This is a genomic window from Rhodovulum sp. PH10, assembly GCF_000293785.1.
Taxonomy (GTDB): domain Bacteria; phylum Pseudomonadota; class Alphaproteobacteria; order Rhizobiales; family Xanthobacteraceae; genus Rhodoplanes.
Genome location: NZ_AKZI01000007.1, coordinates 47,194 through 65,527, shown reverse-complemented (window position 1 = coordinate 65,527; position 18,334 = coordinate 47,194). Strand labels below are relative to the sequence as shown.

At 68.1% G+C, this 18,334-nt stretch carries 15 protein-coding genes and 2 riboswitches; of the genes, 12 read left to right on the top strand and 3 right to left on the bottom strand.

What is annotated here, in order from left to right:
• Window positions 1–187 precede the first annotated feature (187 nt).
• The 8 genes from A33M_RS01100 (at window position 188) to pheT (ending at window position 7,568) form a co-directional block, all read left to right on the top strand.
• On the top strand, window positions 188–1,411 hold the full coding sequence (locus A33M_RS01100) for a glycosyltransferase (RefSeq protein WP_192814077.1): 1,224 nt from the start codon (window positions 188–190) through the stop codon (window positions 1,409–1,411).
• A gap of 225 nt (window positions 1,412–1,636) precedes the next feature.
• Window positions 1,637–2,164 (top strand): translation initiation factor IF-3, encoded by a 528-nt coding sequence (infC, locus tag A33M_RS01095; RefSeq protein ID WP_040618777.1) that lies wholly within the window; start codon window positions 1,637–1,639, stop codon window positions 2,162–2,164.
• A gap of 404 nt (window positions 2,165–2,568) precedes the next feature.
• Window positions 2,569–2,769 carry a 50S ribosomal protein L35 gene (rpmI, locus tag A33M_RS01090; protein ID WP_008382557.1) on the top strand — a complete coding sequence of 67 codons (201 nt, stop codon included), beginning with the start codon at window positions 2,569–2,571 and terminating at the stop codon, window positions 2,767–2,769.
• A gap of 67 nt (window positions 2,770–2,836) precedes the next feature.
• A complete protein-coding gene (rplT, locus tag A33M_RS01085; RefSeq protein WP_008382556.1) occupies window positions 2,837–3,196 on the top strand; it encodes a 50S ribosomal protein L20 in 360 nt (119 codons plus the stop codon).
• Between the two features lie 77 nt (window positions 3,197–3,273).
• Window positions 3,274–4,356, top strand: coding sequence for a phenylalanine--tRNA ligase subunit alpha (gene pheS, locus A33M_RS01080; protein ID WP_040618776.1), 1,083 nt, complete (start codon window positions 3,274–3,276; stop codon window positions 4,354–4,356).
• 16 nt (window positions 4,357–4,372) lie between these two features.
• On the top strand, window positions 4,373–4,669 hold the full coding sequence (locus A33M_RS01075) for a hypothetical protein (RefSeq protein WP_008382553.1): 297 nt from the start codon (window positions 4,373–4,375) through the stop codon (window positions 4,667–4,669).
• On the top strand, window positions 4,666–5,148 hold the full coding sequence (locus tag A33M_RS01070) for a hypothetical protein (RefSeq protein ID WP_008382552.1): 483 nt from the start codon (window positions 4,666–4,668) through the stop codon (window positions 5,146–5,148). The genes A33M_RS01075 and A33M_RS01070 overlap by 4 nt, the downstream gene beginning before the upstream one ends.
• A complete protein-coding gene (pheT, locus tag A33M_RS01065) occupies window positions 5,145–7,568 on the top strand; it encodes a phenylalanine--tRNA ligase subunit beta (protein WP_008382551.1) in 2,424 nt (807 codons plus the stop codon). Before A33M_RS01070 ends, pheT begins: the two co-directional genes overlap by 4 nt.
• A gap of 228 nt (window positions 7,569–7,796) precedes the next feature.
• On the opposite strand, the gene gcvP is transcribed toward pheT, so the two are convergent.
• The 3 genes from gcvP to A33M_RS01050 form a co-directional block, all read right to left on the bottom strand.
• Window positions 7,797–10,679, bottom strand: coding sequence for an aminomethyl-transferring glycine dehydrogenase (gene gcvP, locus A33M_RS01060; RefSeq protein ID WP_008382550.1), 2,883 nt, complete (start codon window positions 10,677–10,679; stop codon window positions 7,797–7,799).
• Window positions 10,680–10,923: 244 nt separating this feature from the next.
• Window positions 10,924–11,008, bottom strand: a riboswitch (glycine riboswitch).
• Between the two features lie 3 nt (window positions 11,009–11,011).
• A riboswitch (glycine riboswitch) is annotated at window positions 11,012–11,098 on the bottom strand.
• 55 nt (window positions 11,099–11,153) lie between these two features.
• Window positions 11,154–11,750, bottom strand: coding sequence for a flavin reductase family protein (locus tag A33M_RS01055; protein WP_083850243.1), 597 nt, complete (start codon window positions 11,748–11,750; stop codon window positions 11,154–11,156).
• 531 nt (window positions 11,751–12,281) lie between these two features.
• Window positions 12,282–13,184, bottom strand: a complete 903-nt coding sequence (locus A33M_RS01050) for a GntR family transcriptional regulator (RefSeq protein ID WP_192814076.1) — start codon at window positions 13,182–13,184, stop codon at window positions 12,282–12,284.
• Between the two features lie 475 nt (window positions 13,185–13,659).
• Here A33M_RS01050 and A33M_RS01045 point away from each other — a divergent pair, with 475 nt between their 5' ends.
• The 4 genes from A33M_RS01045 to A33M_RS01030 all read left to right on the top strand — a co-directional run bounded on the left by A33M_RS01045 (window position 13,660) and on the right by A33M_RS01030 (window position 18,204).
• On the top strand, window positions 13,660–15,081 hold the full coding sequence (locus tag A33M_RS01045; RefSeq protein WP_008382545.1) for a M24 family metallopeptidase: 1,422 nt from the start codon (window positions 13,660–13,662) through the stop codon (window positions 15,079–15,081).
• Window positions 15,082–15,435: 354 nt separating this feature from the next.
• On the top strand, window positions 15,436–16,593 hold the full coding sequence (locus A33M_RS01040) for an ABC transporter substrate-binding protein (protein ID WP_008382543.1): 1,158 nt from the start codon (window positions 15,436–15,438) through the stop codon (window positions 16,591–16,593).
• Window positions 16,594–16,720: 127 nt separating this feature from the next.
• Window positions 16,721–17,518 carry an ABC transporter ATP-binding protein gene (locus tag A33M_RS01035; RefSeq protein WP_008382542.1) on the top strand — a complete coding sequence of 266 codons (798 nt, stop codon included), beginning with the start codon at window positions 16,721–16,723 and terminating at the stop codon, window positions 17,516–17,518.
• Window positions 17,515–18,204: an ABC transporter ATP-binding protein gene (locus A33M_RS01030; protein ID WP_008382541.1), complete on the top strand. Its 690-nt coding sequence runs from the start codon at window positions 17,515–17,517 to the stop codon at window positions 18,202–18,204. The genes A33M_RS01035 and A33M_RS01030 overlap by 4 nt, the downstream gene beginning before the upstream one ends.
• Window positions 18,205–18,334: the final 130 nt, after the last annotated feature.

Here is an 18,334-nt window from a genome sequence, read left to right as displayed (position 1 = left end):
CTATACCGGGCCGGCGCTCGACACGGGCCGCCGCGCCGTTCGCGGTGCCGCTCGCGGCGGCGGGCGGCGGCGAGGGAGGTGGTGGTTGCCGGAAGCTCTGGGGGCGTCCCGTGGATCGCGTGCGCAGGAGGCCGGCGTCGCGGTTCCGGCTCCGGTCGCGCAGGTCGCGCCCGCCGGCTCACGTCCCGTGCTCCGCCCCGATCGTCCGCTCACCGTGCTGATCACCGTGCCGACCCTCGATCTCGGGGCGGCCGACGAGGGCGCGGTCGGTCTCGCCAAAATTCTCGCCGAGGCCGGCCACCGGCCGATCGTCGCGGCGCGCGGCGGGCGGCTCGCGCATCTGGTTGCCGAGCAGGGCGGCGAGGTCGTGTCGCTCGACACCGCGACCCGCAATCCGGCGGTGATCGCCCGCAACGCGGTGGCGTTGCGCCGGCTGATCGTGTCGCGCGGCTGCGACGTCGTGCATGCGCACGGCCGCGCGCCGGGCTGGAGTGCGTGGCTCGCCGCCCGCACCACCGGAAAGCCGTTTCTCGCCACCTGCCACACCGGCTTCCGCGACCAGAACCTCTTGAAGCACTGGTACAACGGGGTGATGGCGCGGGGCGACGTGGTGATCGCGGCGAGCGAGCGGATCGCCGAGCTGGTCGCCGAGCGCCACCACGTGCCGCCGGATCGCCTCGCGGTGATCCATCCGCTGCTCGACCTCGACGGCTTCGACCCGGCCGGCATCGCGCCAGAGCGCGTCGCGGTGGTGCGCGCCGCCTGGGGCGTGCGGCCGGCGACCCGGGTGGTGCTGGTGCCGGGCCGGATTCTGCGCCGCCACGGCCAGCACGTCGCGGTCGGAGCGGCCCGCCGGCTGAAGGAGAGCGGCATTTCCGACGTCGTCTTCGTGCTGGACGGCGAGGACGGCGGCCGCTCGCGCTATTCCGGCGAGTTGTGGGACCTCGTGCTGTCGTCCGGCACCGCCGACATCGTGCGGATCACCGGTCCGGGCACCGACGCGGCGGCGAGCCTCGCCGCCGCGAGCGTCGTCGTCTGCCCGTCGGTCCAGCTCGAGGGCATCTTCCGCCCGCTCGCCGAGGCGATGGCGATGGCCCGTCCGGTGATCGCCTCCGATCTCGCCGCCGGCCCCGACCTCGTGCCGGTGCTGTCCGCGAGCGAGGAGGACCGCGCGACCGCGCTGCGCTGCCGGGCGGGCGACGATGCCGCGCTCGCAGCCGCCTTGGTGCGCGTGCTGGCGCTGCCGGAGCCGCTCCGCCACGCGATGGGCCAGCGCGCGCGGGCGAGGGTGCTCGGCGCCTTCGACCGCGCCCGCACCGTCGAGCAGACGCTCGCGGCCTATGCCCGCGTCACCGCCGGGGCCTCGGCCGGGTCGGCTGGCCGGCCACCGGCAGCCGGCATGCCGTCGTGAGCCCGACGATAAAGGCGCGTCGACGCGACGCCGTTGACTTGAAACCCGATCGTCCCAATTCTATTGATCCCTCGCGCGAGCCGACCGGGCGCCGCTGCCGTTCATTGCACCGCAGCGGATCGTGGCCTCGCGCGGCCGCACCGGGCCGGTAGGTCCGGGACAGACCGAGCACCCTTGCCGAGTACCCTTGCAACAACAGAGGAGTTTGCAGCCATTCGCCGCCCCATGAGAGCCCCGCCCCCCGTCCAGAAGGACGGGCCGCGCGTGAACGAGGAGATTCGCATCCGTGAGGTTCATCTGATCGACAAGGACGGCGCCAATCTCGGCACCGTGGCCACGCCCGACGCCTTGCGCATGGCGCACGAGGCCGGGCTCGACCTGGTCGAGATCGCGCCCAATGCCAGCCCGCCCGTCTGCAAGATGCTCGATTACGGGAAGTTCAAGTACCAGGAGCAGAAGAAGCAGGCCGAGGCGCGCAAGCGGCAGAAGATCGTCGAGGTCAAGGAGGTCAAGTTCCGGCCGATGATCGACGATCACGATTACGACGTGAAGATGCGCGCCATGATCCGGTTCTTCGAAGACGGCGACAAGGTGAAGGTCACGCTCCGCTTCCGCGGACGCGAGATGGCCCACCAGGAGCTCGGCTTCCAATTGCTGAACCGGGTCAAAGGCGACACCTCCGAGCTCGCCAAGGTCGAGCAGGACGCCAAGATGGAAGGTCGCCAGATGGTGATGGTGCTGGCGCCGCGGTGAGCGTCGCCCGTCCCGCGATCGCTTCCGTCGCCCGGAGACGAAGGCCGCCTGCCCCCGGGCGGCCGGTTTGGGCGTCGGCCGCCGGCCCCGACCCGCCGCGACAGCCCCGTCGCGCCCGACCGGTCGCGAGAGACCGGTTCCGGCACGCTCGGCCCGCATCGGGCTCGCTGAGCCCGGACGACCGGAGGCCGGATGTGGCGAGCCGCCGCCTCGGACGTGTCCGAAGCGTCCGCAGTTGCCATTGCGGGCCACCTCTGCCATAACCAGCCCCCTCCGTCGCCCGGCCGAAAATGGGCTGCCGTGGCGGCGTCGCGCCCGTTCGGGTGCGCTCATTCAACCAGACGGCCCGGCGGACCGAGGAGCCTCGCGGCTCGGCGGTCGCGATCGGCCAGGAGACGAGCCAAATGCCCAAGATGAAGACCAAGTCGGGCGCAAAAAAGCGCTTCAAGATCACCGGCACCGGCAAGGTGAAATTCCAGCAGTCCGGTAAGCGCCACGGGATGATCAAGCGGTCCACCAAGCAGATCCGCGAGCATCGCGGCATGACCGTGCTGTTCAAGACCGACGGCGACAACATCAAGAAGTATTGGATGCCCAACGGCTGATCGCCGAACCGGCCGCGTCGACCGACGCGACCTTCCTCTCTCGCCAATTGGTTTCAGGAGATCAGCCATGGCCCGCGTCAAACGGGGCGTCACCGCGCACGCCAAGCACAAGAAAGTCTTCAAGGCCGCCAAGGGCTATTACGGCCGGCGGAAGAATACCATCCGGGTCGCCAAGCAGGCGGTCGAGAAGGCCAACCAATACGCCTATCGTGACCGCAAGCGGAAGAAGCGCACCTTCCGTGCGCTGTGGATCCAGCGGCTCAACGCGGCGGTCCGGCCGTTCGAGATCAACTACTCGACCTTCATCGCGGGCCTCGCCCGCGCCGGCATCACGGTCGACCGCAAGGTGCTGTCCGATCTCGCGATCAGCCAGCCGGCGGCGTTCCAGGCGATCGTCGAGAAGGCCAAGGCCGCGCTCGCGGCCTGACGCCACGATCGACGGCACGAGGGTTCGACCGGGTCGTCCGCGCAGGCGGGCGACCCCGAATGCGTTCGGGTGAGGGCATGTCCGACATCACGGAACTGGAAGGCCGCCTCCTCGCCGACATCGCCGCCGCCGGCGACGAGCCGGCCCTCGAGGCGGTGCGCGTCGCGGCGCTCGGCAAGAAGGGGGCGGTGTCGGCGCTGCTCGCCACCCTCGGAAAAATGTCGCCGGAGGAGCGCAAGGTTCAGGGGCCGCTGATCAACGGCCTCAAGGAGAAGGTCGGCGAGGCGCTCGGCGCCCGCCGCACCGCGCTGCGCGACGCGGCGCTCGACGCGCGGCTCGCCACCGAGACGGTCGACGTCTCGCTGCCGGTCGCCGACGGGCCGCTCGAGCGCGGCCGCATCCATCCGATCAGCCAGGTGGTCGACGAGCTCACCGCGATCTTCGCCGACATGGGCTTCGAGGTCGCCGAAGGTCCCGACATCGAGACCGACGACTACAACTTCACCAAGCTGAACTTTCCCGTCGGCCATCCGGCCCGCGACATGCACGACACGTTCTTCTTCCCCGAGAAGGAGGACGGCTCGCGGCTGCTGCTGCGCACCCACACCTCGCCGGTGCAGGTGCGCACGATGCTCGGAAAGGCGCCGCCGATCCGGGTGATCTGTCCGGGCCGCACCTATCGCTGCGACAGCGATCAGACCCACACGCCGATGTTCCATCAGGTCGAGGGCCTCGTCATAGACAAGGGCTCGCATCTCGGGCACCTGAAGTGGATTCTCGCGGAGTTCTGCAAGGCGTTCTTCGAGGTCGACCAGGTGAAGATGCGGTTCCGGCCGTCGTTCTTCCCGTTCACCGAGCCGTCGCTCGAGGTCGACATCCAGTGTCGGCGCGACAAGGGCGAGATCCGGTTCGGCGAGGGCGAGGACTGGCTGGAAATCCTCGGCTGCGGCATGGTGCATCCGAACGTGCTGAAGAACTGCGGCATCGACCCGGCGGAGTACCAGGGATTCGCCTGGGGCATGGGCATCGACCGCATCGCCATGCTGAAATACGGCATGCCGGATCTGCGCGCCTTCTTCGAGGCCGACGTCCGCTGGCTCGACCATTACGGTTTTCGCCCGCTCGACTTTCCGACACTCGCGGGTGGCCTGAGCGGGTGAGGGCAAGGAGACTTCGATGACTCTCGACGACGTCAAGAAGCTCACTCGGAAGACCTTGTCCGCACAGCTCGCCGCTTACGGTTTCGACGACGTGGTCGTCTCGACCGGCAAGGACCAAGACGAGGACGATGCGCTCTTCATGACCGCGACGTACAAGTCCGGCTCCGCACTTCCGAGCGGGGAGGTGCTCAACCGGACGCTGGCGATCTTGCGGCGGGAGCTCCAGAACGCGGGCGAGGAGCGCTTTCCTTATCTCACCCATCGTCCGGAGGACGAGGCGACGGGCTACGACGAGGAGGGCGCGCCCGAATGAGCGCGCTCGATCTCGAGGACAGGCTTCTGACGGTTGCGAGGGATCTCTGCCGGCGCACCGGAAAGCGGCCGCGCGAAGCGTTCATGCGTCGCGCCGTGAGCAGTGCGTACTACGCCGTCTTCCATGCGTTGTGTCGTCTTTGCGCCGACACCGTCATCGGTAGCATCCATCACAAGTCCCAGGCTTGGGAGCGGGTCTACAGGGGCGTGACCCACACGGGCGCCAAGGCCGTTCTGACGAGCTCGAAGGAGCTGTCGGCCTTTCCCGCCGAAGTCGCGAATTTCGGAGTGGCGTTCGTGCTTCTCCAGAAGGAGCGAGAGCAAGCCGACTATGGCCCGGCACCGTTCGGGAAGTACTTCGCCGACACCGAAGCTCTCGTGGAACAGGCCGCCGCCGCCATCGTCGTCCTGAACAAGCTGGAAGACTCTCACCGCCGAGCGCTTGCTGCCGCGCTGCTCGTCAAGGCTCGTACATCATGAAATTCACCCTCTCCTGGCTCCAAGAGCATCTCGACACCGACGCCTCGCTGGAAGCGATCGTCGAAAAACTCACCATGATCGGCCTCGAGGTCGAGGAGGTGGAGGACAAGGGCAAGCTGCTCGCCCCCTTCGTGATCGCGCACGTGATCTCGGCCGAGCAGCACCCGAACGCCGACCGCTTGCGCGTCTGCATGGTCGATCTCGGCCCGGCGGGTGACGGCAAGCCGGTGCAGGTGGTGTGCGGCGCGCCGAACGCGCATGCCGGCATGAAGGGCGTCTTCTCGCCGCCCGGCACCTACATTCCGGCCAAGAACATCACGCTCGCGGTCGGCAGCATCCGCGGCGTCGAGAGCCGCGGCATGCTGTGCTCGGAGGCCGAGCTCGGCCTCTCCGACGATCACGACGGCATCATCGAGCTGCCGGCCGACGCGCCGGTCGGCGCCCGCTACGCCGAGTGGGCACATCTCGCCGATCCGGTGATCGACATCAATCTCACGCCCAACCGGGCCGACTGCACCGGCGTGTCCGGCATCGCCCGCGACCTCGCGGCGGCCGACATCGGCACACTCAAGAGCGCGCCGATCCCGCCGGTCAAGGGCGCCTTCCCGTGCCCGGTGAGCGTGTCGCTCGATTTCGGCGACACCCCCTCGCTGTGCCCGGCCTTCGCGCTGCGCCTCGTGCGCGGCGTGAAGAACGGCCCGTCGCCGGACTGGATGCAGCGCCGGCTGCGGGCGATCGGGCTGCGCCCGATCAACGCGCTGGTCGACATCACCAATTACATGACGTTCGACCGCGGCCGCCCGCTGCACGTGTTCGACGCCGCCAAGGTGAAGGGGAACCTCACGGTGCGGCGCGGCCGGCTCGGCGAGACGCTGCTCGCGCTCGACGGAAAGACCTACAATCTCGACGACACGATGTGCGTGATCGCCGACGAGGCGGGGGTCGAGTCGCTCGCGGGCATCATGGGCGGCGAACTGTCGGGCTGCGACGAGAACACCACCGACGTGCTGATCGAGTCGGCGCTGTGGGACGAGATCAACATCGCCCGCACCGGCCGCCGGCTCGGCATCGTCACCGATGCGCGCTACCGCTTCGAGCGCGGCGTCGACCCCGCCTTCATGGCGCCGGGGCTCGATCTCGCCACCCAATGGGTGACCGAGATGTGCGGCGGCACCCCGTCGGAGGCGGTGGTGGTCGGCACTCCGCCGATCCCGGACAAGGTGATCGAGTTCCCGCTGGAGGCCTTGCCGCGCCTCGCCGGGCTCGACGTGCCGTTCCCCGAGGTGAAGCGGATCCTGACGAAACTCGGCTTCTTCGTCGCCGGCACCCAGAAGGCACTCAAGGTGGCGGTGCCGTCTTGGCGGCCGGACGTCGACGGCGTCGCCGATCTGGTCGAGGAGGTGGTGCGCATCGTCGGGGTCGACCGGGTGCCGCTGACCCCCTTTCCGCGCGACGACCGCGGCCGCAAGCCGGTGCTCACCACGATCCAGAAGCGCACCCGCCGGTCGAAGCGCGCGCTCGCCGCGCGCGGGCTGGTGGAGGCGGTGACATGGTCGTTCATCTCCAAGGGCGAGGCGGAGATGTTCGGCGGCGGGCAGCCGTCGCTCGCGCTCGCCAACCCGATCGCGGCGGAATTGTCCGACATGCGGCCGAGCCTGGTGCCCGGCCTTTTGGAGGCCGTGCAGCGCAACGCCCGGCGCGGCCTTTCCGACGTCGCGTTGTTCGAGGTCGGGCAGGTGTTTCTCGGCGACCGGCCGGAGGATCAGATGATCGCCGCCGCCGGTGTGCGCCGGGCGCTGGCAAAGCCCGAGGCGGTCGGCCGCGACTGGCGGGCGGGGGCGGCGCCGGCCGACGTGTTCGACGTCAAGGCCGACGTCTCCTCGCTGCTCGCGGCGGTCGGCGCGCCGGCCGGCGTGCAGGTGGTGGCGGACGGGCCGTCGTGGCTCCATCCCGGCCGCTCCGGCACGCTGCAGATCGGCCCGAAGCTGACAATCGGCTGGTTCGGCGAGCTGCATCCCCGCACGCTGCACGCGCTCGATCTCGATGGGCCCTTGGTCGCCTTCGAGATTTTGCTCGACCGCATCCCCGAGCCGAAAGCCAAGGCCACAAGGGCGAAGGCGGCGCTCGAATTGTCGGCGTTCCAGCCGGTGACGCGCGATTTCGCCTTCATCGTCGATCACGGCGTGAAGGCGGCCGACCTGGTGAAGGCGGCGCAGGGCGTCGACCGCAAGCTGATCGCGGGCGTGTCGGTGTTCGACGTCTACGAGGGCAAGAACATCGAGGCCGGCAAGAAGTCGATCGCGGTGGCGGTCACCCTGCAGCCGCGTGAAAAAACCCTCACCGACCAGGAGATCGAGGCGGTGGCCGGAAAGATCGTCGCCGAGGTTTCGAAGCGAACCGGCGGCGTTTTGCGGGCGTGAGACCGCCGCGCATCCGAATGGATGCCCGACCTCATGGTGAGGAGCGCTCCGCAGGAGCGCGTCTCGAACCATGAGGCCGTGACGCGGGGGCCGTCCTCGCCCTTCGAGACGCCGCCTTCGGCGACCCTCAGGGTGAGGACGGATGGAGGTTCGTTCAACGAGGCGGCGGCAGGAGTCGAAGCAGTAGGGCGGAACAGGCGCGAAGCGCCGTATTCCGCCGCTCGCCGATCATCCCCCGTAAGCCGAAACCGGCGGGCACGCACACACGAGGTGGCGGTCGCCATAAACGGCATCGATCCGGTTCACCGGGGCAAAATACTTGTCGAGCCGGTCGACCCCGTCCGGGAAGCAGCCTTCGGCGCGCTTGTAGGGGCGCGACCAGTCGTCGTCGGCGAGGTCGTGCACGGTGTGCGGGGCGTGCCGGAGCGGCGAGGCGCCGACCTCCATCCGCCCCTCCTCGATCGCCGAAATTTCTTTGCGGATCGCGATCATCGCCGCGACGAAGCGGTCGAGCTCGGCCTTCGATTCCGACTCGGTCGGCTCGATCATCAGCGTGCCGGCCACCGGGAACGACACGGTCGGCGCGTGGAAGCCGTAATCGATCAAGCGCTTGGCGATGTCGTCGACGGTCGTCCCGGTGCTCTCCTTCAGGGCGCGCGGATCGACGATGCATTCGTGCGCGACCCGGCCCTTGCCGTTGCGGTAGAGCACCGGGAAATAGGGCGCGAGGCGCTTCGCCACGTAGTTCGCCGAGAGGATCGCCACCTCGGTCGCCCGCCGCAGACCCGCCTCGCCCATCATCAGGACGTACATGGTGGAGATCGGCAGGATCGATGCCGAGCCGAGCGGTGCCGCCGACACCGCGCCGGTTGCTCCCGGACGGGAGGCGTCACCCGGCAGGAACGGCGCGAGATGCGCCTTCACGCCGATCGGTCCCATGCCGGGCCCGCCACCGCCGTGCGGGATGCAGAAGGTCTTGTGCAGATTGATGTGGCTGACGTCGCCGCCATAGTCGCCGAGCCGGGCGAGCCCGACCTGGGCGTTGAGATTGGCGCCGTCGAGATAGACCTGCCCGCCGTTCGCATGGACGGTCTCGCACATCTCGCGGATCGCCTCCTCGAACACGCCGTGGGTCGAAGGATAGGTGATCATCGCGCAGGCGAGCTTTTCCGCGTGCGCGGCCGCTTTCGCGCGCAGATCGGCGAGGTCGATATTGCCGTCGCGGTCGCAGCCGACCACCACCACGGTCATGCCGGCCATGGTGGCGGAGGCCGGGTTGGTACCGTGCGCCGAGGCCGGGATCAGGCAGACGGTGCGGTGCTCCTCGCCGCGCGAGGCGTGGTAGGCGCGGATCGCCAGAAGGCCGGCATACTCGCCCTGCGAGCCGGCATTGGGCTGCAGCGACACCGCGTCGTAGCCGGTGATCTCCGCCAGCATGCGCGACAGCTCGTCGGCGAGGAGGGCGTAGCCCTTTGCCTGCTCGGCCGGGACGAACGGGTGCAGCGAGGAGAATTCCGGCCAGGTGATCGGCATCATCTCGGCCGTGGCGTTGAGCTTCATCGTGCAGGAGCCGAGCGGGATCATCGCCCGGTCGAGCGCGAGGTCGCGGTCGGAGAGCTTGCGCAGGTACCGCATCATCTCGGTCTCGCTGCGGTACTTGTGGAACACCGGGTGCTCGAGGAAGGCCGAGGTCCGCACGAGGCCAGGCGGCAGCCGCGGGTCGGCGGTGCCGGCCACCTCGTCGTAGCGCAGCGCGCCGCCGCCGGAAAAGGCGCGCCACACGGCCTCGATCACCGCCTCGCCGGTGGTCTCGTCGAGCGCGATGCCGATCGCCGCCTCCGGCCCGGCGATGCCTGCCGGGATCTCGCGCAGATTGATGCGTGCCTCGCGCGCGCGAGAAAGAATGTCGGCCTGACGGTCGCCGACCGGCACGGTCACGGTGTCGAAGATCGCCCCGGCCAGCGGGGTGACGCCGAGCCGGCGAAGGCCGGCGGCGAGCACGGCGGCGTGGCGGTGCACCCGGCGGGCGATCTCGATCAAGCCCTCGGGGCCGTGATGGACCGCGTACATCGCCGCGATCACGGCGAGCAGGACCTGGGCGGTGCAGATGTTGGAGGTCGCCTTCTCGCGGCGGATGTGCTGCTCGCGGGTCTGCAGCGCGAGCCGATAGGCGGGGTTACCACGCGAATCGACCGACAGCCCGACCAGCCGGCCGGGCATGGTGCGCTCCAAACCCTTGCGGACCGCCATGTAGGCCGCGTGCGGCCCGCCGAACCCCATCGGGACGCCGAACCGCTGGGTGGAGCCGATCGCGACGTCGCAGCCGAGCTCGCCGGGCGGGACGAGCAGCACCAGCGCCAGCGGGTCCGCCGCCATCACGGCGATGCCGCCGGCGGCATGGACTTTCTCGATCACGGCGCGTGGGTCGCGCACCGCGCCAAAAGTGTCGGGATACTGGAGGAGGGCGCCGAACACGGCCTCCGGCTCGAGGTTTTTGTCCGGGTCACCGACCACCAGAGAAATGCCGAGGGGCGCGGCGCGGGTCTCCAGCACCGCGAGCGTCTGCGGATGGACGTTGCGGTCGACGAAGAAGCCGGCGGCCTTGGACTTTGCGGCGCGCCGCGCCAGCGTCATCGCCTCGGCGGCGGCGGTCGCCTCGTCGAGCAGCGAGGCGTTGGCGATCGGCAGGCCGGTGAGATCGGCCACCATCGTCTGAAACGTCATCAAGGCTTCGAGCCGACCCTGGGAGATCTCCGGCTGATAGGGCGTGTAGGCGGTGTACCAGGCGGGGTTTTCCAGCACGTTGCGCTGGATCACCGGCGGCAGCACGGTGCCGTGATAACCCTGGCCGATCAGCGAGACGAACACCTGGTTCTGCGCGGCGATCTCGCGCATGCGGGCGAGCGCCTCGGTCTCCGACAGCGCGGCGGGCAGCGCGAGCGGCCGGGCGAGCCGGATCGACGGCGGGATCACCTCGCCGATCAACGCCTCGAGGTTTTTGGCGCCGACGGCTTCCACCATCACCTCGACGTCGCGCGGGCTCGGCCCGACATGGCGGCGGGCGAAATCGGTCGCTGGGGTCTCGGTCTGGGTGCGGACGGGGGCGTTCATGGGCTCTCCTGACGGGAAACGGCACGGCGCAGGCGACCGCGCACCGGCAACGGCGTGCCGGGGCTCGGCGCCGCGCGGGCGGCGGACCGGACATGGATGGCCGAGACGATCGTCCCGGAGGGGCGCGGACCGCACACGGCCGGCGCCTTCGGAGCGGCGTGGCTTCGCCTGGAAAGGGATTTCGACCTTGTGTCGAATGTCGACACGGGCGCCTCCCGACAAGCTCGGCTCGTCTCGGCGCCCCATCTGTCTTGGTGCCTGAGAGTGTTATCCCGTCGGCGGACGAGGTCGCCCGATATGCTCCGGGTCGGCCGCGCCTCTTTCCAGATTCACGTCCCGTGACGGTCCTTTTGCCTGAGAGTTTCCGGGGCGGTTGCTCCTTCGGCGCCGGCGAGGCCGGTCTCTCCCGTCAGGGGGCAGCGACTCTCCTGTAAATACACACTGTGTCGAGATGGGGAGCGAGCCCCGTGCCTGTCAAGATGTCGCAGGCGCCGATCCGCCGCTCTCGCCGTCCGCAGCGCTCCGCCGAATGCCCCGCGGAGACAACGAATCGCCTGGTGCGACATGGGCTTGGCCGCTGGCGGCGAGCCGGCGGTAGCGGCCGGAGAAGAACACCAGGGGTGCGCCGCCGGCAGGCTCGGCGGTCGACAGCGCGGTGACGCGGCCGAGAAAGATCTCGTGGTCGCCGCCGTCGTAGCGGGCATGGGCCTCGCAGACGAGCACTGCGAGCGCGCCGCGAAACAGCGGCAGGCCGTGCGGGCCGGCCTCGACCGCGAGGTCCGCGAAGCGATCCGGGCCCGCCTTGGCGAAGCGGTTCGACAAAGCCTCCTGGTCCTCGGCCAACACGTTCACGGCATAATGCGAGACCGCCTGCCAGGCAGCGAAGCTCTTGGCACGACGCGCGATGCTGAACAGCACCAGCGGCGGATCGAGCGAGACCGAGCTGAACGAGTTGATCGTCATGCCGATCGGTTCGCCGTCGGCGGCGCACGCCGTCACCACGGCGACGCCGGTCGGGAAGCGGCCGAGCGCCTCGCGGAAGCGGATCTGATCGAACGGAGCGTTTTGCATGTCTCGCATGATCGCGGCGGTGTTTCGGTGGGTCGAGACCGTCGCCGGGCTGCGCGTTTCGCGCCGGGCGAGGTTTTCGGCCGAAAGCTCTCGCACGGGGTCTAGCCGGCTTCCGCCCGCCGCAGCAAGGGGGAGGGGGCGCATTCGGGCCGCCCTGCGCTGCGCCTGCGCCACCCGGACGTCGTTCGGTGCACGACGAGAGACGCCGCCGGTCGCCGGGCGTTTGCCACACCCGGCCGTACCCCGGCCCAGGGTGGACCTTTCACTACGGATCCCATGTAAAATACCAGCGTCGATCACGCCGGATACTCGGCCCGGATAAAGGTCGGCGGGATCGGCCGGTCGGCTTCGGGCCGCGCGAGACGTCGAACGGGTGTTTCGAGCCCTCGTGTCGTCGCGGGCGAAAGGGTTTCCGGAACGTCCGCGGGGCGGGCCGGCAATTTTCTCGAAAGCGACCGTTCGGCACAACCCGCGACCAACACTCCGCCGGTAACGTCGAATCCGCGCCGGCGAGACTGCGCGGCGGGGCGGTCAACGGGCGCGGCCGGGGTGAGCCGCGGCCGGGCGAGCGGTGCGGGCCGGAGCGTGACGATTGATGTGCTGGAGGCGCTCGCGAAGGCTGTCGATGTGCTTGCGCATCGCGCGGGCGGCGCGCTCGGCATCGTGCGCCTCGATCGCCTCGAGGATCGAGCGATGCTCGCGGGTGGCGGCGAACAGGTCGATCGTCTGCCACAAATGCAGATACCAGAACCGCGTCGAGCGCTCGTGCATCAGCCGGACGAAATCGGCCAGAATGGCGTTCTTCGACATCGCCGCGACCTTCACGTGGAAGGCGCGGTCCGACTCCACGAACGCGTCGATCGAGCCACCGCCGTGACGCCGATTGGTCTTGTCGAGAATCGCCCCGAGCTCCGCGACGTCGTCGCGGGTCGCATGCGCGACCGCACGCCGCACCAGCTCGACCTCGACCAGAATCCGCGCGTCCAGAATGGCGATCACCTCGCCGACCGAATCGGGCCTGACGATCACGCCCTTGCGCGGCACCACCTCGACCAAACCCTCGACCTGCAGGAGCTGCAGCGCCTGATGCACCGGTGTGCGGCCGAGATCGAGCAGGTCGCAGATCGCCGCCTCGTTCAGATACTGCCCCGGCAGGAAGAACAGCGTGAGAATGAGATCCTTGATCTCCTGGTAGGCGCGGTCGGACAGCGACGACACCTTGGAGGCGGACGGCGCCTTCTGCTGCGTCTTCTTCTCCTGCGTCTTGTGCGCGGCGCCCTTCGCCGCCCGTGCGCCGGCGTGCGGCCGTGCGGCGCGGGACACCACAGCGGCGGCCGGCACGCTCGCCTCCTGTGCGCTCGCGTCCGCTGCGTCGCCGCCCGCGCCGTTCCGGCGCTTGCCGCGCGCGCTCTGGTCGCTGCGGATCCGTGTCATCGCACCGTCCTGCGGTGTCAGTTTGTTGGTTGGAACGTCGGCGACGTTCACCCGCGCCGGCGAACTGTAACGTCGTCTCCGCCGAGATGCCAGCCGGCCCGCGCCGGCGTCATGCCTCGACGCGTACGGCGCGCGCCGCCTTGCCATACCCGCATGCCTCGTTCGCACTGCGGCACGAGGGTTCGTCACTGTGCGGCAAGGGTTCGTGAACCGTTCGAGACGATTCGTCTCGCACCTGCGTTCGGCGTGCTCGCGTGCCGTCGCGCTTCAGCCATGCGTGCTCGTCGCGCGGTCGTCGTCCAAATTTGCAGGGCAGCACCGTCCGGAGGTCATCGCCGTTCGCTTCCCTCCCCTCCGAGCCCCGCTATAATCGCCGCCGCTCGGATCACTTGCGTTCGGGCTTCCTTCGCCATCCCCCTCAACACGGGTTTCTCTTCTCACTTCCTCTCGAAGTCGGTCCAACGAGGAGCGCTCCATGAGCTATGAACTTGACCACGCATTTCTCGGCAAGCCGCATCATCAGCTGCCGCGCCGGGTGTATGCGGCCCAGGGCTGTGATTGGCAGTATCGCGTCGATTACGAGCGGCTCCGTCGCCAGCGTCTCGAGAAGGCGCGCGAGCAGATGGAGATCCACGATCTCGGCGCCCTCGTCCTCTATGCCGGCGCCAACATCCGCTACATCACCGGCTCCTATCAGGGGAACTGGAAGTACAACATCAACATCCGTTACGCGGTGCTGCCGCGCGGCGGCGATCCGATCCTGTTCGAGACCGCCGGCTCCGACATGCAGTGCGCCCGCATCGACCTGCCGTGGATGCACAAGACGCGCGGCTCGAACATCGCGGAAGGCCTGAAGGGCTCGGCCGCGATCGCCGCCGGCGCCAAGGAGCGCAAGATCGACCCGAACAACGACCCGGGTCTGATGATGCGCGACGGCATCCGCCCGGCGATGACCTGGCAGTGGGCCGAGTCGGCCGTTCCCTACATGGCCGAGCGCATGGTCGCCTCGATCTACGAGGTGCTCAAGGAGTACGGCGTCGAGAAGGAGAAGGTCGGCATCGACAATCTCGACATGCCGTCGCTCGACGCCTTCCGGAAGTTCAACATCAACATCGTCAACGGCTGGCCGGCGATGTCCGCCGCCCGCGTCGTCAAGACGATCGACGAGATCGAGCTCCTGAAGCAGTCGTCGACCATCGGCGACGCCGCGATGTGGCACATCAAGCACGAGTGGCTGAAGCCGGGCGTCACCGAGCGCCAGATCGAGGCCAAGGTGCACGAGCTGATGCTGCGCCTCGGCTGCGAGATCATCTACGACATCATCGTGGCGTCGGGCGGCAACACCTCGCCGTATCGCCGGTGGGCGACCGACAAGATCATCCGCCAGGGTGACCTCGTCATCATCGACATCAACGCGGTGGGTCCGTCCGGCTACTTCATCGACTACGTGCGCTGCTTCAAGTGCGCGGCGAAGATGACGCAGAAGGAGATCGATCTCTACAAGCAGACCTACGACTCCATGTATGCCGGCATCGAGATGCTGAAGCCCGGCAACTCGACCGCCGACGTCGCCGCGAAATTCCCGGAATACGACGACGACACCTACGGCACCGTCACCCTGCAGCAGTTCGCCCACTCGATCGGCATCACCCTCTACGAGGGCATGTGGATCTCGCGCGCCTACTCGCTCAGCCAGCCGGCCGAGATCAAGGAGAACATGTACTTCGCGATCGAGACCTTCGCCGGCCATCCGCTGCTCGAGCAGACCACGCGCCTCGAGGAGAACGTGCTGGTCGGTCCGGACGGCCCGGTCGTGTTCACGCTGATGGAGCACATGGAAGAGGCGGTCGGCAACTACAGCCGCCCCGGCATGCACCATCCGTCGATCCAGGTCTGATCTTCGCGGAGGGGAGTGGGGCCGCCCGGCCTCACTCCCTTCTCGTATCGACTGCCCGGCGCTCGCTCGCCGGGACGACGCTCGTTCTCCCGACGTGCCGGTCGACGAGCAACGGCGCCTCGACGCAGCGAGCCAAAAAGAAACTGCCGCATATCTCGCGATTGCGGACGATCGAAGCCCGGTTCGGGCTGCCATTGAAAGAAGAAGGCCTTAAAATCCCCCTGTTCGCCACCTCCCAATCGTCCACCGAGAGGAATCGAAATGAAGAGGCTATGGGGTCTGCTGGCTATATCCGCGCTTTGCAGTGTTCTCGGAACCGGCGTCGCTCCGGCGCAGTCGTCCGGTCCGAGTGACGTGAAGGTCGGAATCCTGCTGCCGCTCACCGGTCCGTTCGCCGCGGTCGCCGAGACGCAGAAGCAGGGCGCGCTCCTCGCCGTCGACGTCGTCAATCAAAAAGGTGGCCTCGACATGCCGTGGGGCAAGGTCAAGGTCGAGGGTGTGGTCGCCGACGACGAGTCCAAGCTCGATGTCGGCGTTCGTCGTTTCCGCTACATGCTGTCCGAGGGCGTCAAGGGCGTCGGCGGCCAGACCTGGGCGCCGCTCGCCTACGCGATCAACGCGATCGTGTCGCGTCAGCCGCTCCCCTACTTCCCCGTCTGCGTGCAGGCGAAGGAAGCGTTCACCAAGGGCAAGATCGCCGGCTCGACCTTCGCCGCCGCCTACTCGCCCTGGACGGTCGGCTACATGGCCGGCACCGCCGCGGTGAAGAAGCTCGGCAAGAAGAAGATCTTCTTCCTCGCCCGCTCCGACTCGTGGGGCTGGGACATCCGTGACGGCGTCTATGCCGCCGCCAAGGAGTACGGCGCGCAGATCGTCGGTTACGACGAGGCCTCGCTCGGCACCTCGGACTTCACCACCATCCTGCAGAAGGTCAAGGCCGCCAAGCCCGACGTCTTCATCGCCGCCCAGTTCGCCGCCGACTCGGTCGCGCTCCTCAAGCAGGCCTCGCAGATGGGCCTCAACAAGGAGATGACCATCTTCAACGCGTTCATCACGAACGTGGTGGCGAAGGGCCTGCCGCCGGCCGCCCTCGAGGGCGTCTACGCGATGCACTACTTCTACTACGACCTGTCCGGTTTCGAGGACAAGGCCGTGGCGGAATCTGCGGCGCAGTTCACCAAGCTGTTCCGCGACAAGTACGGCTATCCGCCGGACGCCTATGCGGCGATCGCCTACATCGCCTACATGGAGATGTTCCGCGGCTACGAGCATGCCAAGTCGTTCGATGCCGACAAGGTGTCGGCGGCGCTGATGGCCGACGGCGGCAAGTTCGACTCGGTCAAGGGCCCGGCGAAGTGGCGTGAAGACCACCAGGCCGATTTCAAGTACGCGGCCTTCCTCGTGAAGGGCAAGGGTGCGGCCGAGCAGAAGAACGAATGGGACCTCTTCACGGTCGAGGGGGCCATGGGCGGAAACGAAGTCCTGCCGCCTCTGAAGGAGCTCGGCTACTGATCAGCCGCGCGACGCAACGGCGGGAAGTCTCGTCATCAGATCGTTACGACGGGTGCTTCCCGCCTCTCTCCTCGCTCCGGCGCACGTCTCGTGCGTGCGCCGGCCGTGATCAGAAACGGGGGACATCGTGAACACGGACCCGCGCGCTGAGATCATCAGGGCGGAAGGCGTCACCAAGCGGTTTCATGGGCTCGTCGCCGTCAACAACGTGAACTTCGTCCTGCGCGAGTTCGACGTTGCGGGAATCATCGGCTCGAACGGCGCCGGCAAGACCACCTTCTTCAACATCCTCACCGGCCTCTATCCGCCGGAAGAGGGCAAGGTGTTCTACAAGGGGGAAGACGTCACCCGGATGCCGCCCGAAAAGCGGGTCGATCTCGGGATGATGCGCACCTTCCAGCTCACTGCGACGTTCGACAGCCTGAGCGTCGTCGACAACTTGGTACTCTCCTTCTTCCGCGCCCACAAGAAGCCGTCGCTGCTGTCGCTGTTCCTGAACACCTGCAAGCGGCACCGCAACGATCCGAAGATCGTCGAGATCCTCGAGACCTTCGATCTGAAGGACATTCGTGACAGAATCGTGAAGAACCTGAGCCTCGGCGAGAAGCGCCGGCTCGAGATCGCGATGTCGATTCTGGCCGATCCGTCGCTGCTGCTGCTCGACGAGCCGCTCGCCGGTCTCGCCGAGTCCGAGATCCAGATGCTGCTCAAGGTGCTGCGGGCGCATGTCGGCCGCCAGACGATCCTGATCGTCGAGCACAAGCTGTCGCACGTCCAGGACTTCCTGCAGCGCCTCACGGTGATGCACGAGGGCCGGGTGATCGCCGAAGGCCCGTGCGAGGAATGCCTGCGGCATCCGGAGGTGAGAAAGAGCTACTGGCAGATCGCCACACCTGCCGAGGAAGCGGGAGCGGCCGCGTCATGAGCAAGAACGTCCTCACCGTCAACGGGCTCGACGCCGCCTACGGCGAATCGAAGGTGCTGTTCGACATCTCGATCGCCGTCGAGGAGCGCCAGGTGGTCGGCTGCGTCGGCCGCAACGGCGCCGGCAAGTCGACGCTGCTCAAGAGCATCGCCGGGTTTCTGCGCCCCAAGGCCGGCACCATCGAGTCGGAGGGGGTCGACCTGATCGGCCGCACCGCCTTCGCGATCGCCAACATGGGCGTCAAATACGTGCCGCAGGACAAGAAGGTCTTCTCCGACCTCACGGTGCGGGAGAACCTCGAGCTCGGCAGCTACGCCTCCGGCGACTACAATTGGGATCCGGTTCTCGTCTTCTTCCCCAAGCTCAAGGTGCTGATGGACCGCAAGGCGGGCTATCTGTCCGGCGGCGAGCGGCAGATGCTGATGATCGGCCGGGCCATTCTCGGCAATCCGAAGCTCCTCCTGGTCGACGAGCCGACCGAGGGTCTCGCGCCCTCGATCGTGTCGCATCTCAAGGACGTGTTCCGCGAGATCTCGAAGACCGCGGCGCTGATCATCGTCGAGCAGAACCTGCCGATGATCTGTGGCATCTCCGACAAGATCTACGCCCTCAACGAGGGACGGATGGTGGCGGAGATCACCGAGCGCGATCGGATCACGCCGGAGGAATGCGAGCCGTACCTCTAGACCGTCGCGGCTCGGCGACCGAGGTCGCCCTGACGCGATCATGCCGCCGTCCGCACGGCAGCCGGCAGTGCCGGCGATCCGCCGCGGACGGGAGAACCCGCGTGTACGAGGGGCGACGGGATGCCGTCGT